General features: G+C 66.8%; 2 protein-coding genes. Both read right to left on the reverse strand.

Annotation, left to right across the window (positions count from 1 at the left end; translation table 11 throughout):
- Nucleotides 1-878 (reverse strand): condensation domain-containing protein (locus ADL29_RS40060; RefSeq protein ID WP_281182029.1); only part of this gene is annotated, 878 nt, incomplete at its 3' end.
- A gap of 102 nt (nt 879-980) precedes the next feature.
- A complete protein-coding gene (locus ADL29_RS40065; RefSeq protein ID WP_053928405.1) occupies nt 981-4,283 on the reverse strand; it encodes a non-ribosomal peptide synthetase in 3,303 nt (1,100 codons plus the stop codon).
- Between the last annotated feature and the right edge of the window lie 47 nt (nt 4,284-4,330).

Raw genomic sequence — 4,330 nt, forward strand, 5'->3', positions numbered from 1 at the left:
CCGATCAGGTCATCCAGGGCTTCGTCCGTCCGCCCCGCCAGACCGCTGCCCAGCGGTACGTCCGTTCCCGCGCCCAGACGGGTCAGCAACGCCGCCATCCCCGCCTGCAGCACCATGAACACCGTCGCGCCGTTACGGCCCGCCAGCGCCGTCAGTTTCCGGTGCAGCTTGGCATCCAGTGCGAAATTCACGGTGGCGCCCGCGTACGAGGCCACCGCCGGCCGCGGGCGGTCGGTGGGCAGACTCAACTGCTCCGGCAGGTCCGCCAACTGCCGGGTCCAGTAAGCAACCTGTTGCGACAGGACGCTGTCGGGGTCGGACTCGTCACCCAGCAGTTCACGCTGCCAGAGCGTGTAGTCCGCGTACTGCACCGGCAATTCCGCCAATGCCGGCGCCCGTCCCGCGGACCGGGCGGAATACGCAGTGACAATATCCCGGACCAATGGTCCCATCGACCAGCCGTCGCCGACGACATGATGAAGCAACACCAGGAGAACGTATTCGTCCTCGGTGCTGTTGCCGTCCACAATGTCGAACAGCCACACCCGGATCGGTATCTCCGTGGCGAGATCGAAGGTGCGACGCGCCGCGGACGCCAGCGCTTCTGGCAAGGCCTGCTCGGTGACCGCGGGGTTCTCCCAGCCAAGCTCCACACGGTGCGGTTCGATGACCCGCTGCTGGGGCTGTCCGTCGAATTCAGGGAACACCGTACGCAGTGACTCATGTCGTTCCACTACGTCCAACACAGCGGTGCGCAGCGCCTGCTGGTCCAGTTTTCCGGTCAGCCGCAGCGCCAGCGGCGCGTTATAAGTGGCCGACGGGCCTTCCAGCTTGTGCAGGAACCACAGACGGCGCTGAGCAAACGACAGGGGTATCACGCGTACGTTCCTTCTTCCATTTCAGCCCGGACGGCACCATCGGATACATCAGTTATCCCTGCGCGCCGAACAGTCACAACAGAATCGCTTCTCTTGGCGATCTCAGGAATTTTCTCGGGGTCGCGGCATCCGCCGCAGCGCGGTGCGGCGGGTCTTCGGAGTGCTCTCCAGGTTTTTTGCCAATGCCTCGACAGTGGAAGCGTCGAATACGGTGGCTATGGCCACTTCCAGTCCCAGGACGCTACGGATCCGGCTCACCAGCCGGGTGACCAGAAGCGAATGCCCGCCGAGGTCGAAGAACCCGTCATCGATGCCGACGTTGGGGACGCCCAGCACTTCGGCAAAAAGCTGGCACAGCACCTCTTCCTGCGGAGTGCGCGGGGCCCGGCCAGTGCCGAGAGCGGCGTAGTCCGGCTCCGGTAGAGCTCTGCGGTCGACCTTTCCGTTCGGGGTCAAGGGCACCCGATCGAGCACGACGACGGCGGACGGCACCATGAATTCCGGTAGTCGTTCCGCAACATGTGCCCGCGCGGTGAGGGCAATCGATCCCGCCGACCGCGATGCCACCGGATCATTGACCCACGGCCCCGGCACACCCGGCCGATACGTCCCTGACATCACCGGGGCGCCGGCAGGACACAGCACCGCCTCACACCACTCCGGTCCCTGCTGTGACCAGGTCACCAGCGCGCGGATTCCCCTCCGGCGGCCCCAACGGGCGAATTCCTCCGGGTCCTTGATTTCGGCCGCACCGAAATCGGCGACCGGACCCGCTGTCTCGCCGACCAGCCGCGCGTTGGGAATGCCGGTCACCCGAAGGCCGTTCGGGTGCTCGGCCAGTGCCGGCTCCAGGCCGTCGATATCGATGACGTCCCGGCCCCACTCCAGCTCCGGGAGCTCGGCCACCGCATACGATTCGGCCTCGGTCCCGTGCAGCACAACTTCGTAGCGGTGCCGCGTCAGTTCGTTGTGGTGGGCGCCCCGCTTCAGCCGGATGTCCACTGCGCCGATCCGGTCATCGGTCTCACCGAGCTCGGTGAAGAATTCGGGCGCGATCAGGAGTTCCGGCTCGGAACGCAATGCCTGTTCCACGACGGCGTGCAATCGGGCCGAGCCGGTGTCCGCACGGAGCCGTTGAGCCTGTATGGCCATCTGGAAGGCCCGAGCGGTACCGAGGTGACGTACATCGCCGACGATCAGCCGCCCGCCCGGTGTGAGCAACCGCAGTGCCGAATCCAGCACTCGGGCCAGATAGTCGCCGGTGGGGAAATATTGCACCACCGAATTCAGCAGGATGGTGTCGAAGAATCCGGCGGGCAGTCCGTCGCTGTCGTCGGCGGGCCGGCACTCGAGCCGTACCCGGTCGGCCAGTCCGGCATCGGCGGTCTGCCGACGGAGTCGGTCGATAACGGTCGGGGAGAAATCTGTCGCCCAGTACTGCTCGCACTCCGAAGCCAGATGCGCCAGCAGCAGGCCCGAGCCGACCCCGATCTCCAGCATGCGCCGCGGGCGGAACTCCCGAATCCGGGTCACCGCGGCGTCGCGCCACTCCCGCATCTCCGCCGGCGGAATCGGCTCGTCGGTGTAGGAACTGTTCCAGCCAGTGAAGTCCTCACCGAACTCCGCACCGGCGTCATCGGAATACACGGACTCATAAATCTGCTGCCAGTCCCCGACCTGGCCTTCCTTCTGGCCCTGATTGCCGGGGTCCTTCGGCACCACGTACGCCACCAGCCGCGCATCGCCCGGAGTGTCCTCACGGGCCACCACCACGGCCTGCGCCATTTCGGGATGGCTGGTGAGAACGGCTTCGATCTCACCCGGCTCGATGCGGAAGCCCCGCACCTTCACCTGCTCGTCGGCGCGCCCCGCGAATTCGAGCTCGCCGTCGCCGTTCCACCGCACCACGTCCCCGGTGCGGTACATCCGCGCACCGGCCTCGAAGGGACACGCGACAAACCGCTCCGCGGTCAGCGCCGCGCGGCCCCAGTATCCACGGGCCAGGCACGCGCCCGACACATACAGCTCACCCGCCACACCTGGCGGAACCGGGCACAACCCCTCGTCCAGCACATACACCCGTGTACCGGTGACCGGACCGCCGATCGGCACCGGCCCGTCGACGGACAGTGGCCGACTCAGCGTGACGCATACCGTGGCCTCGGTGGGCCCATAGGCATTGGCCATCAGCCGGCCCGCCGACCAGAGCGCAGCCATTGCGGGCGGACACGCCTCGGCGCCGACGACCAGGGTGGCGAAGTCCGGCAATTGCCGTGCGGAATCCGGCGGAAGTGTGGCTAGCACCGATGGCGGTATCAAAGCGTGGGTGATGGCCTGTTCGCCCAGCACCTGCCGTAGCCCTTCCCCGGACAATTGATCCGAGTGCGGGATCACCAGCGTCGCTCCATTGCTGAAGACCATCACCAATTCCCATACCGCGGCGTCGAAGCTGGGTGACGAGAACTGCAGTACCCGGCTCTCGGCGGTGACCCTCAGACGCTCGCGTTGCGAGGCGGCCAGACCAGCCACGCCGCTGTGGGAGACCACCACGCCCTTGGGCCGGCCCGTCGAGCCGGAGGTGTAAATCATGTACGCCGGGTGCGCCGGCTCCAGGTGCGACGCCGGGTCGCTGTCCGGGTAGGTGCTCCGGTCCCGGGCCAGCGATTCTTCGTCCAGCACCAAGAGTGGCCGGGCGTCGGCCAGCATGAATTCGAGGCGGTCGGCCGGATATTCCGGATCCAGCGGCAGATAGGCGCCACCGGCCTTCAGCACGGCCAGCACGGCAACCACCATCTCCACCGAGCGCGGCAACAGTACGCCGACGATCCGCTCCGGCCCGACGCCCTGCTCGATCAGGTAATGCGCCAGCCGGTTCGCCCGGGAATTCACTTCCCCGTACGACAGGGTCGCGCCGTCCGCGGAGATGAGCGCCGTCGCACCCGGGGCCGACCGGGCCCGTTCGGCGAACAGCTCGGCCAAGGTCGCAGCCGGCACTTCCGCCGTCACGGTGCTGTTCCAGTCCGAGATCAGCTGGTCCCGCTCACCGTCGAGCAAGACCGCAGCCTGCCCGATCGGCTGGTCGGGATACACAGTCACCTGGTGCAGCAGTCGCTTCCAACGGTCCACCAGCGACTCGATCGTGGGCCGGTCGAACAGGTCCGTTGCGTACTCCAGCAACGCCTGAATTCCCGCCGGTTCACCGGATGCGTCATGGCGTTCGTGCAGCGAGATCAGCAGATCGAATCGCGAGGTGCCGGTCCCAGCCTTCTCCTCGGTGACCCACAGTCCGGTGAGCTCGACATCCCCACCGGGGGCGTTCTGCACCACCAAAGCGACCTGGAACAGCGGGTGGGATCCGGCGGAACGCTGCGGATTGAGCACCTCCACCAAATACTCGAACGGCACGTCCTGGTTCGCATAAGCCGCCAGGCTCGTCTCCCGAACCCGCCCCA

Origin of the sequence: Streptomyces chattanoogensis, assembly GCF_001294335.1 — a bacterium.
GTDB classification, from domain to species: Bacteria; Actinomycetota; Actinomycetes; order Streptomycetales; family Streptomycetaceae; genus Streptomyces; species Streptomyces chattanoogensis.